Genomic DNA, 15,102 nt, shown 5'->3' with positions numbered 1-15,102 from the left:
TCACCGACGAAGGTGGCCGATGCCGTGCTGGTCGAGCCAGGTGACCGTCCGCAGCACGAACGTCGGCGCCGCCGAGCCGGCGCTGACGTCGGTAGCGATCAGCGGTACCTGGGCGGCGACCGGGAGCAGGGTGGACTGCCAGCAGGCCGGCGTGGCGCAGGCCGAGCGGTCGTCGACGCGCCAGGCGGCGGCCACGTTGCGGCCGTCCGGGTCGGCCGGGCGGTATTCCAGCCACCGGCGCAGGTCGTTGCCGCCGTCGACCCCGGCGGCGAGGACCAGGTTGAACGAGCCCTGGACGCGTAGCAGCCGGATCTGCTCCTGCACGCCGAAGTTCGGCAGGCCGGCACCCACGCACTCGGGACCGCCGTCGCGCCAGCAGGTCCAGACCGCCGCGGGATCGGTGCCGCCGACCGCCGGGAAGGCGTAGGGCGAGACGTCGAAGACCACTGCATCGTCGTCGCCGAACACCTCCGCCGCCGCGCTCCAGAACGTGCGGGTGGCGGAAATGTCGCTCTGGCGCAACGACACGATGGGTGTGATGCCGGCGCGGACGAGCCGGTCGACGTACCGGGCCGCCTCGTCGAGGTAGCCGACGCGGTTCTGCCTGTCGATAGGGCTGCCGGTGTAGACGTAGCAGGCGTCGCTCAGCACGACCCGCACCGCGTTGACGCCGCGGGCCCGGAGCGCGCCTACGGACGCGTCGTCGACCGGGCCGTCCCAGCGGATCGGTCCCCAGGCGCACTCGCCGGGCACGGCCGACCGGATGATTCCGCGTGGCCGGTACGGCCTCGGGTCGGCGGTGACCGTGCGGATGCGGTTGCCGGATGCCTTCAGCGCGGGTGCGGCACCGGGTGCCTGCGGCGGGAGCACCCGGACGCCGCGGACCTCGGCGGTGGCCTGGGCGCCGGCGCTGTCGTAGGCGGTGGCGGTGACGCGGGTACCGCTGTTCGGCGGCACGCCGCGCCAGTCGAACGCGTACGGCGCGGTGGTGTCCACGGCGAGCAACGTGCCGCGCTCCCGGAACTCGACCCGCTCGATCCGCCGGCCGGCCACCGCCGTGGCCTCCGCACGGATCGGAATGACGCCCGGCGCCGCGAAGAAGTCGTTGGGCAGGGGCGAGGTGAGCGCCACCGACGGCCCGTCCGGCAGCGGGCTGGGCACCGGGCTCCCCGAGGCCGAACGGGTCGGGCCGGGGTCGTCCACGCTGCACGGCTGGTCGCTCAACACCCAGTCGCTCGGCTCGGGTGCAGCGTCCCGGTAGTTGCCGCCGAACCGCACCGTCACCGAGGCGCCGGTCGGCAGCGTGGACCCCGCCGGTGGGCGGAGCATGGTTATCGGGTACAACTCGCCGCTGCCGAGCGTGTATCCGTCCGGCAGCCGGTCCCGGCCCATGGTGATCGTTTGACCGCTGGCCTGCCGGAACCGCAGCCACCAGTCGGTGACGGGAGAGCCCAGGTTGGTGACGGTGAGCTCGGCCCAGAAGCCGCTGGACCACTCCCGGGTGATGGTGTAGTCGACAGTGCAGGCCGTCGCGGCGTACGCCGGATGCAGCACCATCGTCATGGTCCCGCCGACGACGACCGCGGCGGCTGTAGCCAGCGCGAAGATCCTGCGTCGCATCATGGCCCCCGTTTATTGATAGACATCACTTCATCAAGCCTCAGCGGTCGGGGCTCGGTCTGTCAATACCGTGGCCGCATGCTCGGCGGGGCGACCGCTCCCGCTCCGGTCATCCAGCCCCGAAGCAGACGAACGCCGCCGCGGTGGCCCGGGCGGGACCGTCGCCCGCCGCACCGAACGCCCGCTGCGCGTCGGCGAGGGCTCGCGCCGGGCCGGCACCCGCCCGCATCCGCGCATGCAGGTCCAGCATCAGTGCCGTGGTGGGCTCGGCCGGCACGGGCAACACGGTCGCGATCAGGCACCGGGTGCCGAGTGCCAGGAGCACCGCGGTGAACCCCATGACCTCGTCGCCGGGGCGTAGCCCGGTCAGACCGGACTCACAGGCGGAGAGCACCACGCAGCCGGGCGGCCGGGCGACCGCCTCCCACTCGTGGGCGAACAGCGGGCCGTCGGCCAGTTCCAGGGTGGAGAACTGTGGGTTGTCCGCACGGAACGTGCCGTGGGCGGCGATGTGCACCAGCCCCGCCCCGTCCAGTGCGGCGGTCAACGCCGCGGCGGTGGCGTCGGGCCCGGTGAGCCGCCGCGCCCCGGGCAGGACCTGGGCGAGCCGGCACACCTCGGCGTGCCCGGCCGGCAGGCGCGGGCCGGCGGCCAGGACCGGCGGCCCGGCCGGCAGTTCCCGCCGGTCCGCCGCGAGCCAGGCGGTGGCCGAGGGGGCGACGGTCACCGGACGCCCCGCGCAGGTGGGCAGCGCCGACCAGGGCACCGCGTGCAGCGCCCCGACCGGGACGATCACCAGGGCCCGGTCGGCCAGCCGCCGCCGCAACGGGGCGAACAGCAGCCGGTCCAGGGCGGCCGCGGCGTGGACGGCCCCCGCCCGCGCGGCGGCCGCTTCGCTCGTGGTGACCAGCCGGCGCAGGGCGAACCGGTGCCGGCGGGCCAGGTCCGCCGCGGCGGCCAGCGGGCCCAGGTCGTGCAGGCTGGCCCGCCCGTCGCGGACCAGCACCGCCCGGATCCGGTCGCCGTGGGCCACCATCTCGACCAGCACCCGGGAGCCGAGCCGCGCGGCGAGTGCCCCCACCCCGGGCGGGGCCAGCACGGCGCTCCCACCGGGCACCCGCCGGGCCAGGTCCCGGATCCGCTGCTCCAGCCGGGCCTGCCGGCCGCGCAGGGCGGTTGCCGGGCGGCCGGCCAGCACCTCGTCCTCGAGCAGGCCGCTGACCAGTCGGAGCTCAGCGAGCGCCGCCACCAGGTCGGGGTCGGCCGGGGGCAGGGCCGGCCGGGCCCGCAGCGCATTGGCCCGCCACCGCTCCGCCCACGCCAGGACCCGCGCCGGCGCGCCCGCCCGGACCGCGATGTCGAGGCCCTCGGCTGCCAGTTCCTGACCGTACGCCCCACTGTGGGCACGCAGCTCCGTCGCGCCGAGCGACATGCGGTGCCGGTCGAGCACGGCCAGCCCGCGGCGGAGCGCCCGGGCGCCCCCGGTCTCGTCCCCGCCGAGCCGGCGCGACAGGGCCAGGGCGTACCAGCCCTGGGCTCGCCGGTCGGCGGTGCCGCGACGGCGGGCCCGGGCGGCCACCGCCAGCAGGTTCCGGGCCCGGCCCGGCCGCCCCAGCGCGGCGGCCACCAGGCCGGCCTCGATCCGGGTGGTCAGCGCCGGACCCGGCCAGCCGGTGGCGTCGAGCTGGTCGGCGGTACGCGCCATGGCGGTGAGCAGGGGTGCCGAGCGGGTGCCCCGGCGGTACTCGGCGCGCAGCTCGACGTGCCGGGCGAAGACGGCCCAGGTACGCCGGCCCTGGCGTCGGAACCGGGCCCGGGCCGCGGCGGCGGCCTCGGTAGCGGTGTCCAGGTCCGCGGCGAGCAGCGCCGCGCGGGCCCGGGCCAGCAGCGCCTCGGCGAGGTCGGAGGCCATGCCCCGGCGCCGCAGTTCCCGGACGGCCGCCGTCGCGACCACCACCGCCTCGTCGACCAGCGGCACCGACAGCAGCAGCTCGACGCGGTCCAGCAGCAGCGCCGGCCGGGGTACGGCGAGCCGCCGGTACTCCTCCTCGACGGTGGCGAAGCAGCGCAGCGCGCCGGCGATGTCGCCGCGCTGACCGGCCGCGATGCCGCAGTTCCACCGGGCGTCGGCCGCCGCGAGGTCCAGGCCCAACCGGTGGAAGGCGGCTGCCGCGCGGGACAGGTCGTCGTCGGTGCCGCCGGCGGCGCCCCGGTGGGCGTTGAGCAGCCCCCGGTTGTTGCGCGCCCGCGCCTCCAGCAACAGATCACCCTCGCGCAGGGCGATGTCGACGGCCAGGCCGTAGTCGCGTACCGCCTCGTCGTAGCGACCCCGGTAGTGCAGCACCACGCCTCGCTGCATCCGGGCCCGCCCCGCGTCGGCGCCGACGAGCTGCGGCAGCGCGGCGGTCACCGCGCGCAGCGCCGCGGCGGTGTGGCCGGCGTTCGCCAACACGTAGCCCAGGCTCATCCGGGCCAACGCCCGGGTCCGGGGCGTTCCGGCGGCCCGGACCGCGCGGCGCAGGTGGTGCAGCGCGCCCGGCAGGTCGTTGAGCTCCCGGAGGGCCAGACCGACGGCCCGCTCGGCGGTGGATCGCTCGTCGGCCCCGGCCGCGGGCCCGGCGGCCAGCACCCGCTGGGCGATCGCGATCGCCTCGCGCGGGTAGCGCTGGACGGCGTCGAGCGCCGCCTGGGCCGTGCCGGCACCGGAACCGGTGCTCTCGGGCATGCCCCACAGAGTCCCCGAACCGATGGCCAGCCGTCAATGTCTGTGCGAGCCTGTCGGGAATCCGCGCCAACCCTTAACGTCATTGACATCCGACTATGCTTTGGAAGAATCGACGGCACCCGGGAAACGTGGCTCACGCCGGCCATTGGCGGACGCTTCTGCCGACCGCATGGAGGACCCGTGTCGCCTGACCATCCCGCCGCGCCGCGCCCGGCCGGCCACCTGTCCCGACGGCGACTGCTGGTCGCGTCCGCGCTGGCCGCCGCGGCGTCGTTCGCGGCCGGGTCCCGTGCGGCCCCGGCCCGCGCCGACGGCGCGGACGACGCCGCCTACCAGCGCGCCTTCGACGAGGCGCTGGCTGCCGACAAGAACGTCCGCCGGCACACCACGCCGGGCCGGGAGTTCCTCTACCGGCCGCGGCAGCTGCTCGCCGCCGACGCCGACGCCCAGCGGGTCACCGCCCGGCTGCGTGCCCTCGGCCACGTGGTGGTCGTCGGCGACGGCTTCGCCGGGGTCACCCGGCTGCTCCTCGACCGGGAGACCGACGTTCCCGCGCTCGTGACCAAGCTGCGCGACCCCCAGCAGTGGCCGGGGCAGCCGGTGCCGAAGGTGCAGCCGCACCACGTGCTGCTGGGCCTCGGCAACATCATGGGCAACCCGGGCGGCCCGCCCACGACGGTCGCCGCGCTGTCGCCGCCGGACCCGGCCCGGCTGGGTGAGGGCGCCGGGGTGACCGTCGGGATCTGCGACACCGGCATCTGGCGGCAGGCCGGCGGCTACCACCCGCAGTGGCTCGGCGGGGCGTACCTGCCGGAGGTCGACGACGAGGACCCGCTCTACGTGCACACCGACGTGCTCGCCCCGCAGGGCGGGCACGGCACCTTCGTCGCCGGGGTGGTGCGGCAGGCCGCGCCGGGGGTCCGGGTCGACCCGGAGCAGGCGCTGACCGCCACCGGCCTCGGCGACGAGGCGTCGGTGGTGGCCGCGATGGCCCGACTCGCGCCGGCGGTGTCCGTGGTCAACCTGTCCCTGGGCGGGTTCACCCAGGACGACCAGCCGTCGCTGCCCCTGGCCAACGCCGTGGCCGCGCTACCCGCGACGAGCGCCGTGGTCGCGGCTGCGGGCAACGCCGGCACCAGCCGGCCGATCTGGCCCGCCGCCCTGGGTCGGGTCGTCGCGGTGGCGGCGGTCAGTCAGGGCTCCGGTGGCGTGGCGCCGGCCACCTACAGCGGGTACGGGCCATGGGTCGACGTCTGTGCGGTCGGCGAGCGCCACAGCACGTACGTCGAGGGGCAGTTGCCGCTGCCGGGCCGGCCGACCCGGGTGTTCCACGGCTTCGCCACCTGGACGGGCACCTCGTTCGCCACGGCGCACGTCTCCGGGCGGCTCGCCGCCCTGATGACCGCCGGCGGCCTGAGCGCCGACGCGGCCCGGCTGGTGCTGCTCGCGGCACCGCGCTGGCACCCCGACTACGGCGTGCTCGTCGGATGAGCGAGCGGGCCGCGAGCGAATCAGCAGCACCGTGCGGTGGTCCCGGTCGGCGGACGGCGTCGCCGTGACCGACCCGAGCGTGACCGGCCTGGTGACCGCCGCGGCGGCCGGGGACGAGTCGGCGTGGGTGGAGCTGGTCCGCCGCTACACCCCGCTCGTCTACTCGGTGATCCGGTCGTACGACCTGAGCCGCGCCGACGCCGCCGACGTCAACCAGACCGTCTGGCTGCGTCTCGTCGAGCAGCTGAACCAGGTACGCGACCCGCAGGCCCTCGCCTCCTGGCTGGCGACCACGGCCCGGCGCGAGTGCTACCGGTTGTCCCGCCTCGGCCGCCGCACCCAGCTCTTCGACCCGTACGACGAGGCGCTGGACGCGTACCATGGCTTCTCCCGCACGGCGGACGTGGCGGCCCCGGACGAGGAACTGCTGCGCGCGGAGCGGCGGCAGGCACTGCGGGAGGGCTTCGCGCAGCTGCCGCCGCGCTGCCAGAAGCTGCTGGCCCTGTTGACCGCCGACCCGCCGGCCAGCTACCGGGAGATCGCCGAACGGCTGAGCGTGCCGGTCGGCAGCATCGGGCCCACCCAGGCCAGATGCCTGCGCCGGCTACGGGACTGCCCGGCGCTCGCCCCGTTCCTCGGCACGGCCACGACCCGGACGAACGGAGGTGAACGCGATGGAGCCGTTGCCGCCGGCCGATGACGCGGCCCTGACCGCCGAGCTGGGTGCGGCGCTGCGGGAGGCCGGGTCGGTCCCGGAGGAGTTCCTGACCGCCGCGCGGGCGGCGTTCGCCTGGCGGAACGTCGACGCGGAGGTGGCGCTCGCCCAACTGACGTTCGACTCGGCGTGCGACGCGGCGCCGGCGCTGACCCGGTCGGCCGGGTCGACGCGCACGCTGTCGTTCCGCAGTGCCACGGTGACGCTGGAGATCGAGGTGACCGACGCCGGCATCGTCGGTCAACTCTCCCCGCCCCGGGGTGGGCGGGTGTCCGCCCAGACCGCCTCGGGCACGTACGCGGAGGCGCCGGTCGACGCGGTGGGCTTCTTCTCGCTGGGCGCGCCCCCGCCCGGCCCGGTCCGGCTGCGCGCCCACACCGACGGCTACGCGGTGGCCACCACCTGGGTCTCGCTGCGCTGACCCACCGTCCACCCGGGACGGCGGCGCTCGCCGGGACGCCCGGACCGTCCCGGCGAGCGCGGCGACGGGGGCCGCGGGCTGCCCAGGCCCACGACCCCCGCCGGTGGCCGGGGCTACTGCCGCCCGACGCTGATCAGGTACTCCACCCCACCGAGGTCGGTCCGCTCCGCACCGCTCGTGTCCGGGCCGAACTGGGTCACGTCGAGCGCGAACTCCTTGTCCGAGGCGACCGCGGCCGCGAAGGTGAGGGAGAACTCGACCCGCTCACCCGGTTCCAGCAGCAGGTTGCCGAGGCTGGCCTTCGCCGGTTCGACGACCTCCAGTTGGTTCTTGCCCACCTCGCGTACGCCGGTGCCGACCTTGCCGCCGGCCTGCCACCGCTCGAACAGGGTCGGCCCGAGGTCGACGACGACCCGGCCGCCCACGCCCTGGATCGGCTCGCCCGGCTGCGTGAAGACCAGGTCGTTCTTGGTCGCCACCCGGAGCGAGTTGCCGATGGCGAACGGCCGCACGACCGGCGTCCCGCCCGCGACGAGCCGCACCGAGTCGACGTTGCGCCAGGCGATGTTGTTGTTGTTGCGGGTGTTGGTGCTGATGTCCGGACCCTCGAAGGTCATCGGATCGGTGGCCGACACCCACCTGGCCAGCAGGCAGAAGTGGCCCGGCCCGGGCACCCCGGTCCACGGGATAGTCACGGTCGTGGTGCCGGCGAAGACGGTCACGTTCGTCGCGCCGATCTGGGTCCAGTGCGTCGGCCAGACGGCACCGCCACCCGGCGTCGTCCGGTAGAGCCGCAGCACGCCGCTGTCCGTGCCGGAGCCGTACGGGCCGGGGCTGCGCAGCTTGACGAAGATGTAGTTGGTGACGCCGACGATCGGGTTCTGGCTGACGGCACACTCGACGGCGGTCGGGCAGACCTTGATGTCGGGGCTGGCCCACAGCGGGTTGAACGAGTGGGGCTGGACGCCGACGTCGGCGGCGACGTCCCGGATGTAGACGTCGGTGCGGGCCGCTGCGGCCTTGTCCTGCCGCGCCTCGACCGGCGCGGCGGCGGCCGTGGTGACCGCCAGCAGGGCGGCCAGCGCCGTGCCGGTGAGCACGGCCAGTGCCGAGCGGCGGACACGTCTTCCTACGTTGCCCATGACAGGCTTCTCCCATCGTCGAGGACCGCCGACCCGGTGTTGTCGCCTACCCGGCCGACGCGGTGACGTTGTTCAGGAGCGCGGCGCGGCGCGGTTGATACGTCCGGCGGGACCGCTCACCGTCAGATGGAGCGAGGAACGACGAATTAGACGATTGTCGATGCGTCTGCTTCATCTCGGTACGACACTGCGGACGGCATCGTCGTCACCGCAGGCCCGAGCGGCGCCCCGTCGTCGACTCCCGACTCGGGGAGCGCCAGCAATGGCCGATCCGATATGGTATTTCCCTGGTTGGTCGGCGGAGTTTGGGGGACCTTTGGACGTCCGGGCCGGCCGACCGGCAGAGGATGAGGACGTGACCCGACCAGCGTCCACGTCCACCAATGACCCGCCCCGGCCCGTCAGGAGGCCCGGAGCCCGGTCCGAACCGCCGCGGACCCGGGTCCGTCGACTCTGGGCGAGTCGCCTGGTCCGGGACGAGGGCGGCGCGGACCGGTTCACGCTGTTTCTCGTCGCCGCGGTGGTCACGATCCTGGTGACCAGGGCGTTCCTGGGCATGACCGGCTATCCCCAGGTGGGCAGCGGCGGGCTGCACGTGGCGCACGTGCTGTGGGGCGGCCTCGGAATGCTCGCCGCCCAGCTGATGTCCACGCTGTTCCTCGGCAGCGCGGTGAAGAACGCCGCCGCAATCGTGGCCGGAGTCGGGTTCGGACTGTTCATCGACGAGGTCGGCAAGTTCCTCACCGCCGACAACAACTACTTCTACGAACCCGTCGCCGCCATCATCTACGCCGTCTTCGTCGCGACGTACTCCGCGGTGAGACTCGCCGTCGACCGGCGGCCCCTGAGCGAGCGAGAACGACTGGTCAACGCGGCGCAGCGGACGGCCGACGGCTACGCCGGCTCGGCGACGGGCGGTGCGCGGCTCACCCGGATCCGCGAGCAGTGGCGGGCGGCGCTGGCCGGCTTCTGCCGCCGCTCGTTCGTCCGCCGCTGGACCGCCCCGGCGATCGCGCTGATCACCCTCTTCTCGCTGGGTCGCCCGCTCGTGCTGCTGTCTCGGCACCCCACCCTGCCCAACGCCATCTATGCGGCGTTCGCATCCACCGCGTTCGCGCTCGGGGTCCTCGGGCTGTGGCGCTCGACCCGTGGCCGGCCGGCGGCCGGGCTGCTCGAGGTGGCCCTGATGGTGGAGCTGCTCGTGGTGCAGGTCTTCTGGCTCCTGGACAACGAGTTCGCCGGAATCCTGCCGGTCGCCTGGACCGTGGCACTGCTCATCGTGAACCGGCAACACGCCGCCCGCGAGGCCTGATCGGCACCATGAGCCAGTCGGGTGTGGCAGCCCGATCCGGAGATCGACATCTACCACAGTGGTTGACGCAGCTCGCGGCCATGGCGACGGCGTACGCGGCCAGACCCGTGCGATCGCGTCGGCCATGCCTCCGAGGCCGTCGGAGCGACCGGCGCGACGGGTTGCGCGACCCGTGTCCCGGTCGGTGGGGCCGGGCCCCCACCGACCCGGGCATGTCATCGGGCGCCTTCGGGGCATGTGCCGAAGGTGATCGTGGGGAAATGGTGCGGGGCGCCGCTTCCTCGCCTAAGCTGCGTCACATATGCATCGACGATAATCAATAGTAGGTGTTGGTGGCCGCGGCCAGTTCAGGCAACTACGGGCCCGGCATCCACCGACCCCGATGGGAGTATCCGATGACCTGGCGTCCAACCATCGCCGCACTCACCGGCCTGTGCCTCGCCCTCGCCACCACACCAGGCCCCGCCGGTGCCGCACCCCCGGCTCCTCGGGACGCCGCTCATGTTAACGTTCACACCAACCCGCTCGCCGGCCCACCCGGCGCGCCCCCCGGGGTCTGCCCGGGCGGCACCGGGTACGGCCCGCCCCTGCCGGCCAGCTCCGTGTCCGCGACGAAGATCCAGAGCGGGTTCTCGTTCCTCGAAGGACCGGTCTGGATCGCCGACGGCGGCTACCTGCTGATGTCCGACATGGCCGCGGGCACCGGGCCGAACAACGTGCAGCCCTCCACGATCCGCCGGTTCACCCCGCCGGCGACCTTCGACACCTTCATCGCCAACGCCGGCAGCAACGGCCTGGCGCTCAGCCCCGACGCCCAGCAGATCATCGCCGCCACCCACGACCAGCGGAACGTCTCCGCATACCGGCTGAGCGACCAGGCCCGCAGCACCGTCGCCGCCGACTACCAGGGCCGGGCGTTCAACTCACCCAACGACGTCACGGTCCGTTCCGACGGCGTCGTCTACTTCACCGACCCCAGCTTCCAGCGCGGCAACCGACCCGACCAGATGAGCGGACGTACCAGTGTCTTCCGCGTCTCCGGCGGCCAGGTGTCGCTGGTGGACGACCGGCTGCGGCAACCCAACGGCATCGCGCTCTCCCCGGACGGCAGCACGCTCTACGTGGGCGCCTACTCCGAGAACAAGATCTACAAGTACGTCGTCCAGCCCGACGGCAGCACCGGCGCCCGCAGCGTCTTCGTGAACTACCTCGGCGGTCCCGACGGGGTCACCATCGACTGCGCCGGCAACGTGTACTGGGCCTCCGGCTCGGACGGGCTGGTCCACGTCTACTCGCCGGCCGGCGCGCAGCTCGGCACGATCCGCTCCGGCGGCACCGGCACCACCAACGTGGCGTTCGGCGGACCCGACCGGCAGACCCTCTACCTCACCTCCGGCCGAACGAACGACTCCGGCCTGTACAGCGTGCGACTCAACGTCCCCGGCTACCCGTACTGACCGAGCACCCCGGGAAGGAAAAGCAACCGTGCGGATCATTCCTCACCAGCTCCGACACCGCGTCCCGCTCGCCCTGCTGATCTGCGCCGGCACCATCCTGACCGGCGTACCCGCCAACGCCGCGCCGGCCGCGCCGGCCGCACCGGCGACCGGGAGCCGGCCAGCAGCCGGGCTCGCCGCCGACACCAGCCCGCCCACCCGGCCGACCGGCCTGCGCAGCACCCGGCTGACCTGCCAGTCCGTCACGCTCTCCTGGTACGCCTCCCGGGACAACGTCGGCGTCGCCTTCTACGACATCTATCACGACGGCCAGCTCGTCACCTCGGTCTCGGGACGGACGCTGACCGCCACGCTCAGCGTCGTGCAGGGTGTCACCTGGGGCTGGTACGTCAACGCCCGCGACGCCGCCGGCAACGTCTCGCAGGCCAGCTCCACGCTTTCGGTCACCCCGCCGTTCTGCCAGCAGGACACGTCTCCGCCCAGCACGCCGACCAACCTGGCCGCAACGGTCAACGGCACGGACGTGACCCTCACCTGGTCGGCCTCCACCGACAACGTCGCGGTCACCGGCTACACCATCCTCCGCAACGGTACGGCGGTCGGCTCCACCACCGGCACCGCCGGCAACCCGCCGGCGACCACGTTCACCGACACCGGGCTGACGCCCGACACCGACTACCGGTACACCGTGACCGCCCGGGACGCCCAGGGCAATGTCTCGGGGGCGAGCGCCGCGGTCACCGCGCACACCGGCTCGGGCTGCACGAGCCCGATCTGCGGCGCCACGGTGATCACCACCGAGAAGGACCTGCCCTGGGGCCTGGTGCAACTGCCCGACGGCACGGTCCTCTACGGCCGGCGCGACCTGTTCGACATCGTCGCCATGAACCCGGACGGCACCGACAAGCACAGCATCGGCACCGTGCCGAACGTGGCCGGCACCAACGGCGAGGGCGGCGTGCTCGGGCTGGCCGTCTCCCCCAACTTCACCACCGACCACTGGCTGTACCTCTACCACACCACCACGACCGACAACCGGATCGTGCGCATCCGCTACGACGGCACGCTGCAAACCGACACCGAGCAGGTGCTCGTCACGGGAATCCCGCGCAACAAGTACCACAACGGCGGCCGGCTGCGCTTCGGCCCCGACGGCAAGCTCTACGCCGCCGCCGGCGACGGACAGGACCCGGACGTGGCCCAGGACACCAACAACCTGGGCGGCAAGGTGCTGCGGCTCAACCCCGACGGCACCGTGCCGGCGGACAACCCCTTCGGCAACCACGTGTGGAGCTACGGCCACCGCAACCCGCAGGGACTCGCCTTCGACTCCCAGGGCCGGCTCTTCGAGCAGGAGTTCGGCAACAACGTCATGGACGAGACCAACATCATCGTCAAGGGCGGCAACTACGGCTGGCCCGCCTGCGAGGGCACCTCCGGCGACTGCGCCAACCCGAACTTCAGGGCCCCCATCCGGACGTACCCGGTGGCCGATGCCTCGTGCAGCGGCATCGCGATCGTCCGGGACGTGCTCTACATCGCCTGCCTGCGTGGCAACCGGATGTACCGTGCGGAGATCAGCGGCAACACGCTCACCAACCTCCAGCAGTACTTCGTCGGGACGTACTTCCGGCTGCGCACCGTCGAACCGACAGTCGACGGCAACCTGTGGCTGACCACGAGCACCGGCGGGGACAAGGACAGCATCCCGAACAACAGCAACGAGAAGATCCTCAAGGTGACCCTCGGTGGGGCGGCGTCCGGCCCCACGAGCTGAGGGCGAGCCGGGAATCCGGCACCGCCAGCCCTCGGAGGGTGCCCGCGTCGCGCGGGCACCCTCCGATCCGGAAACCCAAAACGGTGCGGGCAAGCAAGGTCACCAGGCCCGCGATGCTCCACGGTGTTCCTCCCGAACAAGCAAGGATCTTGCCGCTCTGTAGCATGCCGCGCATGTATGCGCTTTACGCCTGGGGAAACTTCATCAGCGAGGTCGGACTCGACCGGCGGCCGGCCTGGCTCGACCCGGCGGTACTCCGCGGCGAACAACAGGTCATCGACGAAAGCCTGATGATCGGCGACACTGACACGCTTCTGGTCGACGGTCCCGGCACTCTCTTCGAGATCGATGGCGACGACGAGAATCTCGTGCCCGGTAGTGAGCTCATCGGCCGTGACCTCAGCGGTGTCGAGTGGCGGGTCTCCCGCATCCGGGCAGCCACCGACGGCACCCGCGAGGACGCCCTGCGCATCGTCGCGGTGATCGAGGAGGATGGCGACTACTTCGAGGAAGATGAGCGACACGCGTACAACTCGGTCCCGGTCGGCGAGATCGTCACCCTCTGGGAAGACGGTCACGGCCAGTGGACGCTGGCCCTGGTCGAGCTCTGAAACAGGGTGACCGCTCCCGGTAGGACAGCAGTCGACCAAGACGCACTGCCCAGCACGGGAGCTCCGCTGCTGACCTGTCCTGCCAGCATTCCGCTGTCCACCCGCAGCCTGACCCGCCTGACCGACCTGATCCGCGACCGGCGCCGCACGCTCGGGGGCCTGCGACCTGCCGCAGATCGGATCAGGGAGCGAGACCAGCGGTCACCGCGTGATGATCACGTGGAAGTTGCGAGGACCGTGCACGCCCTCGACCCGGTTGAGTTCGATGTCGCTGGTGGCGGACGGCCCACTGATCCAGGTCAGCGGCCGGCGCGGATCCAGGCGGGCGAGGGCGTCCGGCACGGTGGCGACGACCTGGTCGCTACGCAGCACGCACACGTGCAGGTCGGGCAGCAGCGTGATGATGGGGCGGCCCTGGTCGGCAGCCCCGTCGAGCACGACGGTGCCGGTGTCGGCGACGGCGAAGTTGGCGCCGGACACGGCCACCCGGGTGCTCAGGAACGTCTGCCGCAGGTGCCGGCGGGCGGCGGCGGCCAGGGTGGCCGGGTCGTCGGTGAGCGCCGGGTCGACGCCCGGCATGGCCCGCAGGAAGATGTCCCGGATCTCGGCACGGTTGCGGTGGATCGCCGGCACCAGGAGGTGGCTCGGCCGGTCGTCGCCGAGCTGCACGATCAGCTCGGCGAGGTCGGTCTCGACCGGCTCGATCCCGGCCTCCGCCAGCGCCTCGTTGAGGCCGATCTCCTGGGTGGCCATCGACTTGACCTTCATCACCCGGTCCGCGCCGGTAGCCCGGACCAGCTCGGTGACGATGCGGTTCGCCGCCACCGCGTCGGCGGCCCAGTGCACCGTCCCGCCAGCGCGGACGACCGCCGCTTCGAGCTGCTCCAGCAGCTCGGGCAGGCGGGCCATGGTGTCGGCCTTGATCGCCCGCCCGGCCGCGCGGAGCTGCGGCGACTGTGCTGCGCTTGGACAGCGGCAAATCCGGGGCACGGATGGTGTCGTGGTTGGATCGCCCTGGCGAGGCTCTGGCGTGACTGGATGGTTTACCCGGGCAGTCGGTCCCAACTCAGGTCGGCCTGCCCGCTACCGTCTGCGTATCGCGGCGGCCACGCTTCCAGATCCGCAGCGAAATAGCCCAGTCCTGAACAGCACGAGGAGACACCGATGGCCGACGCCACCAGCGACGCCGATCCCACCGCTGACGCCGAAGCGGGAACCGAGGAACAGCCGCAGCCCTTCGAGAACCGGGCGGCACGACGGTCCAAGGGCAAGGCCACCGTCAACCACATCGGGGGTACCGCGAGCCGCGTCCACGGCCGTTCCGGCACGGTGCAGAGTCCTCGCCAGTATGGCAACCGTCGAAGCGGCTGATCTTCGGACCTCCTGGTAACGGCCGTGTTCGGTAGCTGTGGCCGCTACCCGCGTCCAGCCGCTGCCGCAGATTCGTAGCAGGACGGTGAGGGCGAGCCAATCGCGTGACGATGAGGGCACGGTTAGTACCGACGCTGTTGCAACAGCAGACTCGACTCGGCAGGAGCCCTGCGTCGGCCTCCAAACGGGCGGTGACCGTCGGGTCGCGCGTGACTCGCGGCAACCAGGGCAACCAAGTCGATCCGCACCACGGCAGCGTACGCGCGGTCGTGTCATGCTCGCCGCTCGCGCGCCGACAGCGGCATGTGCGGGTGTCTCGGGTGACGGGCGTGCCTGGTTAGCCGTTCCCGTTGCCGAGCGGAGGTACCAGCCCGATCTACCGCCCGAACTCGGCGGAGATCTACTACCCCGAGGGCAACGACTGGGGTACGCACTTCCCCTTCTACTTCGGCAGTTTCGA

Annotated in this window: 12 protein-coding genes; 8 read left to right on the top strand and 4 right to left on the bottom strand. The window is 73.0% G+C overall.

Annotation, left to right across the window (positions count from 1 at the left end; all coding sequences use genetic code 11):
* Entirely contained in the window at positions 1-1,623 is a 1,623-nt protein-coding gene (locus ACH495_RS10105; protein ID WP_396857368.1) for an Ig-like domain-containing protein, read from the bottom strand.
* 106 nt (positions 1,624-1,729) lie between these two features.
* A complete protein-coding gene (locus ACH495_RS10100; protein WP_396857367.1) occupies positions 1,730-4,345 on the bottom strand; it encodes a CHAT domain-containing protein in 2,616 nt (871 codons plus the stop codon).
* Positions 4,346-4,525: 180 nt separating this feature from the next.
* Here ACH495_RS10100 and ACH495_RS10095 point away from each other — a divergent pair, with 180 nt between their 5' ends.
* The 3 genes from ACH495_RS10095 (at position 4,526) to ACH495_RS10085 (ending at position 6,972) form a co-directional block, all read left to right on the top strand.
* Positions 4,526-5,836: a S8 family peptidase gene (locus ACH495_RS10095; protein WP_396857366.1), complete on the top strand. Its 1,311-nt coding sequence runs from the start codon at positions 4,526-4,528 to the stop codon at positions 5,834-5,836.
* A 64-nt stretch (positions 5,837-5,900) separates the two neighbouring features.
* Complete coding sequence (locus ACH495_RS10090) at positions 5,901-6,536, top strand: RNA polymerase sigma factor (RefSeq protein WP_396857365.1); 636 nt, start codon at positions 5,901-5,903, stop codon at positions 6,534-6,536.
* Entirely contained in the window at positions 6,511-6,972 is a 462-nt protein-coding gene (locus tag ACH495_RS10085; RefSeq protein ID WP_396857364.1) for a hypothetical protein, read from the top strand. The genes ACH495_RS10090 and ACH495_RS10085 overlap by 26 nt, the downstream gene beginning before the upstream one ends.
* 113 nt (positions 6,973-7,085) lie before the next feature.
* Here ACH495_RS10085 and ACH495_RS10080 read toward each other — a convergent pair whose 3' ends face one another.
* The gene (locus ACH495_RS10080) at positions 7,086-8,114 is read right to left on the bottom strand and encodes a hypothetical protein (RefSeq protein ID WP_396857363.1); all 1,029 of its coding nucleotides are present in this window, start codon (positions 8,112-8,114) and stop codon (positions 7,086-7,088) included.
* 355 nt (positions 8,115-8,469) lie between these two features.
* On the opposite strand from ACH495_RS10080, the gene ACH495_RS10075 reads away from it, so the two are divergent.
* The 4 genes from ACH495_RS10075 (at position 8,470) to ACH495_RS10060 (ending at position 13,271) form a co-directional block, all read left to right on the top strand.
* Positions 8,470-9,426 carry a hypothetical protein gene (locus tag ACH495_RS10075; protein WP_396857362.1) on the top strand — a complete coding sequence of 319 codons (957 nt, stop codon included), beginning with the start codon at positions 8,470-8,472 and terminating at the stop codon, positions 9,424-9,426.
* 602 nt (positions 9,427-10,028) lie between these two features.
* Entirely contained in the window at positions 10,029-10,883 is an 855-nt protein-coding gene (locus tag ACH495_RS10070) for an SMP-30/gluconolactonase/LRE family protein (RefSeq protein ID WP_396857361.1), read from the top strand.
* 28 nt (positions 10,884-10,911) lie between these two features.
* The gene (locus ACH495_RS10065; RefSeq protein ID WP_396857360.1) at positions 10,912-12,660 is read left to right on the top strand and encodes a PQQ-dependent sugar dehydrogenase; all 1,749 of its coding nucleotides are present in this window, start codon (positions 10,912-10,914) and stop codon (positions 12,658-12,660) included.
* 173 nt (positions 12,661-12,833) lie between these two features.
* Positions 12,834-13,271 carry a hypothetical protein gene (locus tag ACH495_RS10060; protein WP_396857359.1) on the top strand — a complete coding sequence of 146 codons (438 nt, stop codon included), beginning with the start codon at positions 12,834-12,836 and terminating at the stop codon, positions 13,269-13,271.
* Positions 13,272-13,472: 201 nt separating this feature from the next.
* Here ACH495_RS10060 and ACH495_RS10055 read toward each other — a convergent pair whose 3' ends face one another.
* Complete coding sequence (locus ACH495_RS10055; RefSeq protein ID WP_396857358.1) at positions 13,473-14,180, bottom strand: LUD domain-containing protein; 708 nt, start codon at positions 14,178-14,180, stop codon at positions 13,473-13,475.
* 255 nt (positions 14,181-14,435) lie between these two features.
* Between ACH495_RS10055 and ACH495_RS10050 the strand changes: the two genes are divergently transcribed.
* The gene (locus ACH495_RS10050; protein WP_396857357.1) at positions 14,436-14,642 is read left to right on the top strand and encodes a hypothetical protein; all 207 of its coding nucleotides are present in this window, start codon (positions 14,436-14,438) and stop codon (positions 14,640-14,642) included.
* The last annotated feature ends 460 nt before the right edge of the window (positions 14,643-15,102 follow it).

Origin of the sequence: Micromonospora sp. NPDC018662 (assembly GCF_044391475.1) — a bacterium.
GTDB lineage: Bacteria > Actinomycetota > Actinomycetes > Mycobacteriales > Micromonosporaceae > Micromonospora.
The sequence above is the reverse complement of the archived record's forward strand: the minus strand, read 5'-3'. Positions and strand labels throughout refer to the sequence as shown.

Coding starts and splice junctions, on each gene's coding strand:
- ACH495_RS10085 (WP_396857364.1), top strand. CDS start 6,511: ATGGAGCCGTTGCCGCCGGCCGATGACGCGGCCCTGACCGCCGAGCTG.
- ACH495_RS10050 (WP_396857357.1), top strand. CDS start 14,436: ATGGCCGACGCCACCAGCGACGCCGATCCCACCGCTGACGCCGAAGCG.
- ACH495_RS10100 (WP_396857367.1), bottom strand. CDS start 4,345: ATGCCCGAGAGCACCGGTTCCGGTGCCGGCACGGCCCAGGCGGCGCTC.
- ACH495_RS10055 (WP_396857358.1), bottom strand. CDS start 14,180: ATGGCCCGCCTGCCCGAGCTGCTGGAGCAGCTCGAAGCGGCGGTCGTC.
- ACH495_RS10105 (WP_396857368.1), bottom strand. CDS start 1,623: ATGATGCGACGCAGGATCTTCGCGCTGGCTACAGCCGCCGCGGTCGTC.
- ACH495_RS10080 (WP_396857363.1), bottom strand. CDS start 8,114: ATGGGCAACGTAGGAAGACGTGTCCGCCGCTCGGCACTGGCCGTGCTC.
- ACH495_RS10060 (WP_396857359.1), top strand. CDS start 12,834: ATGTATGCGCTTTACGCCTGGGGAAACTTCATCAGCGAGGTCGGACTC.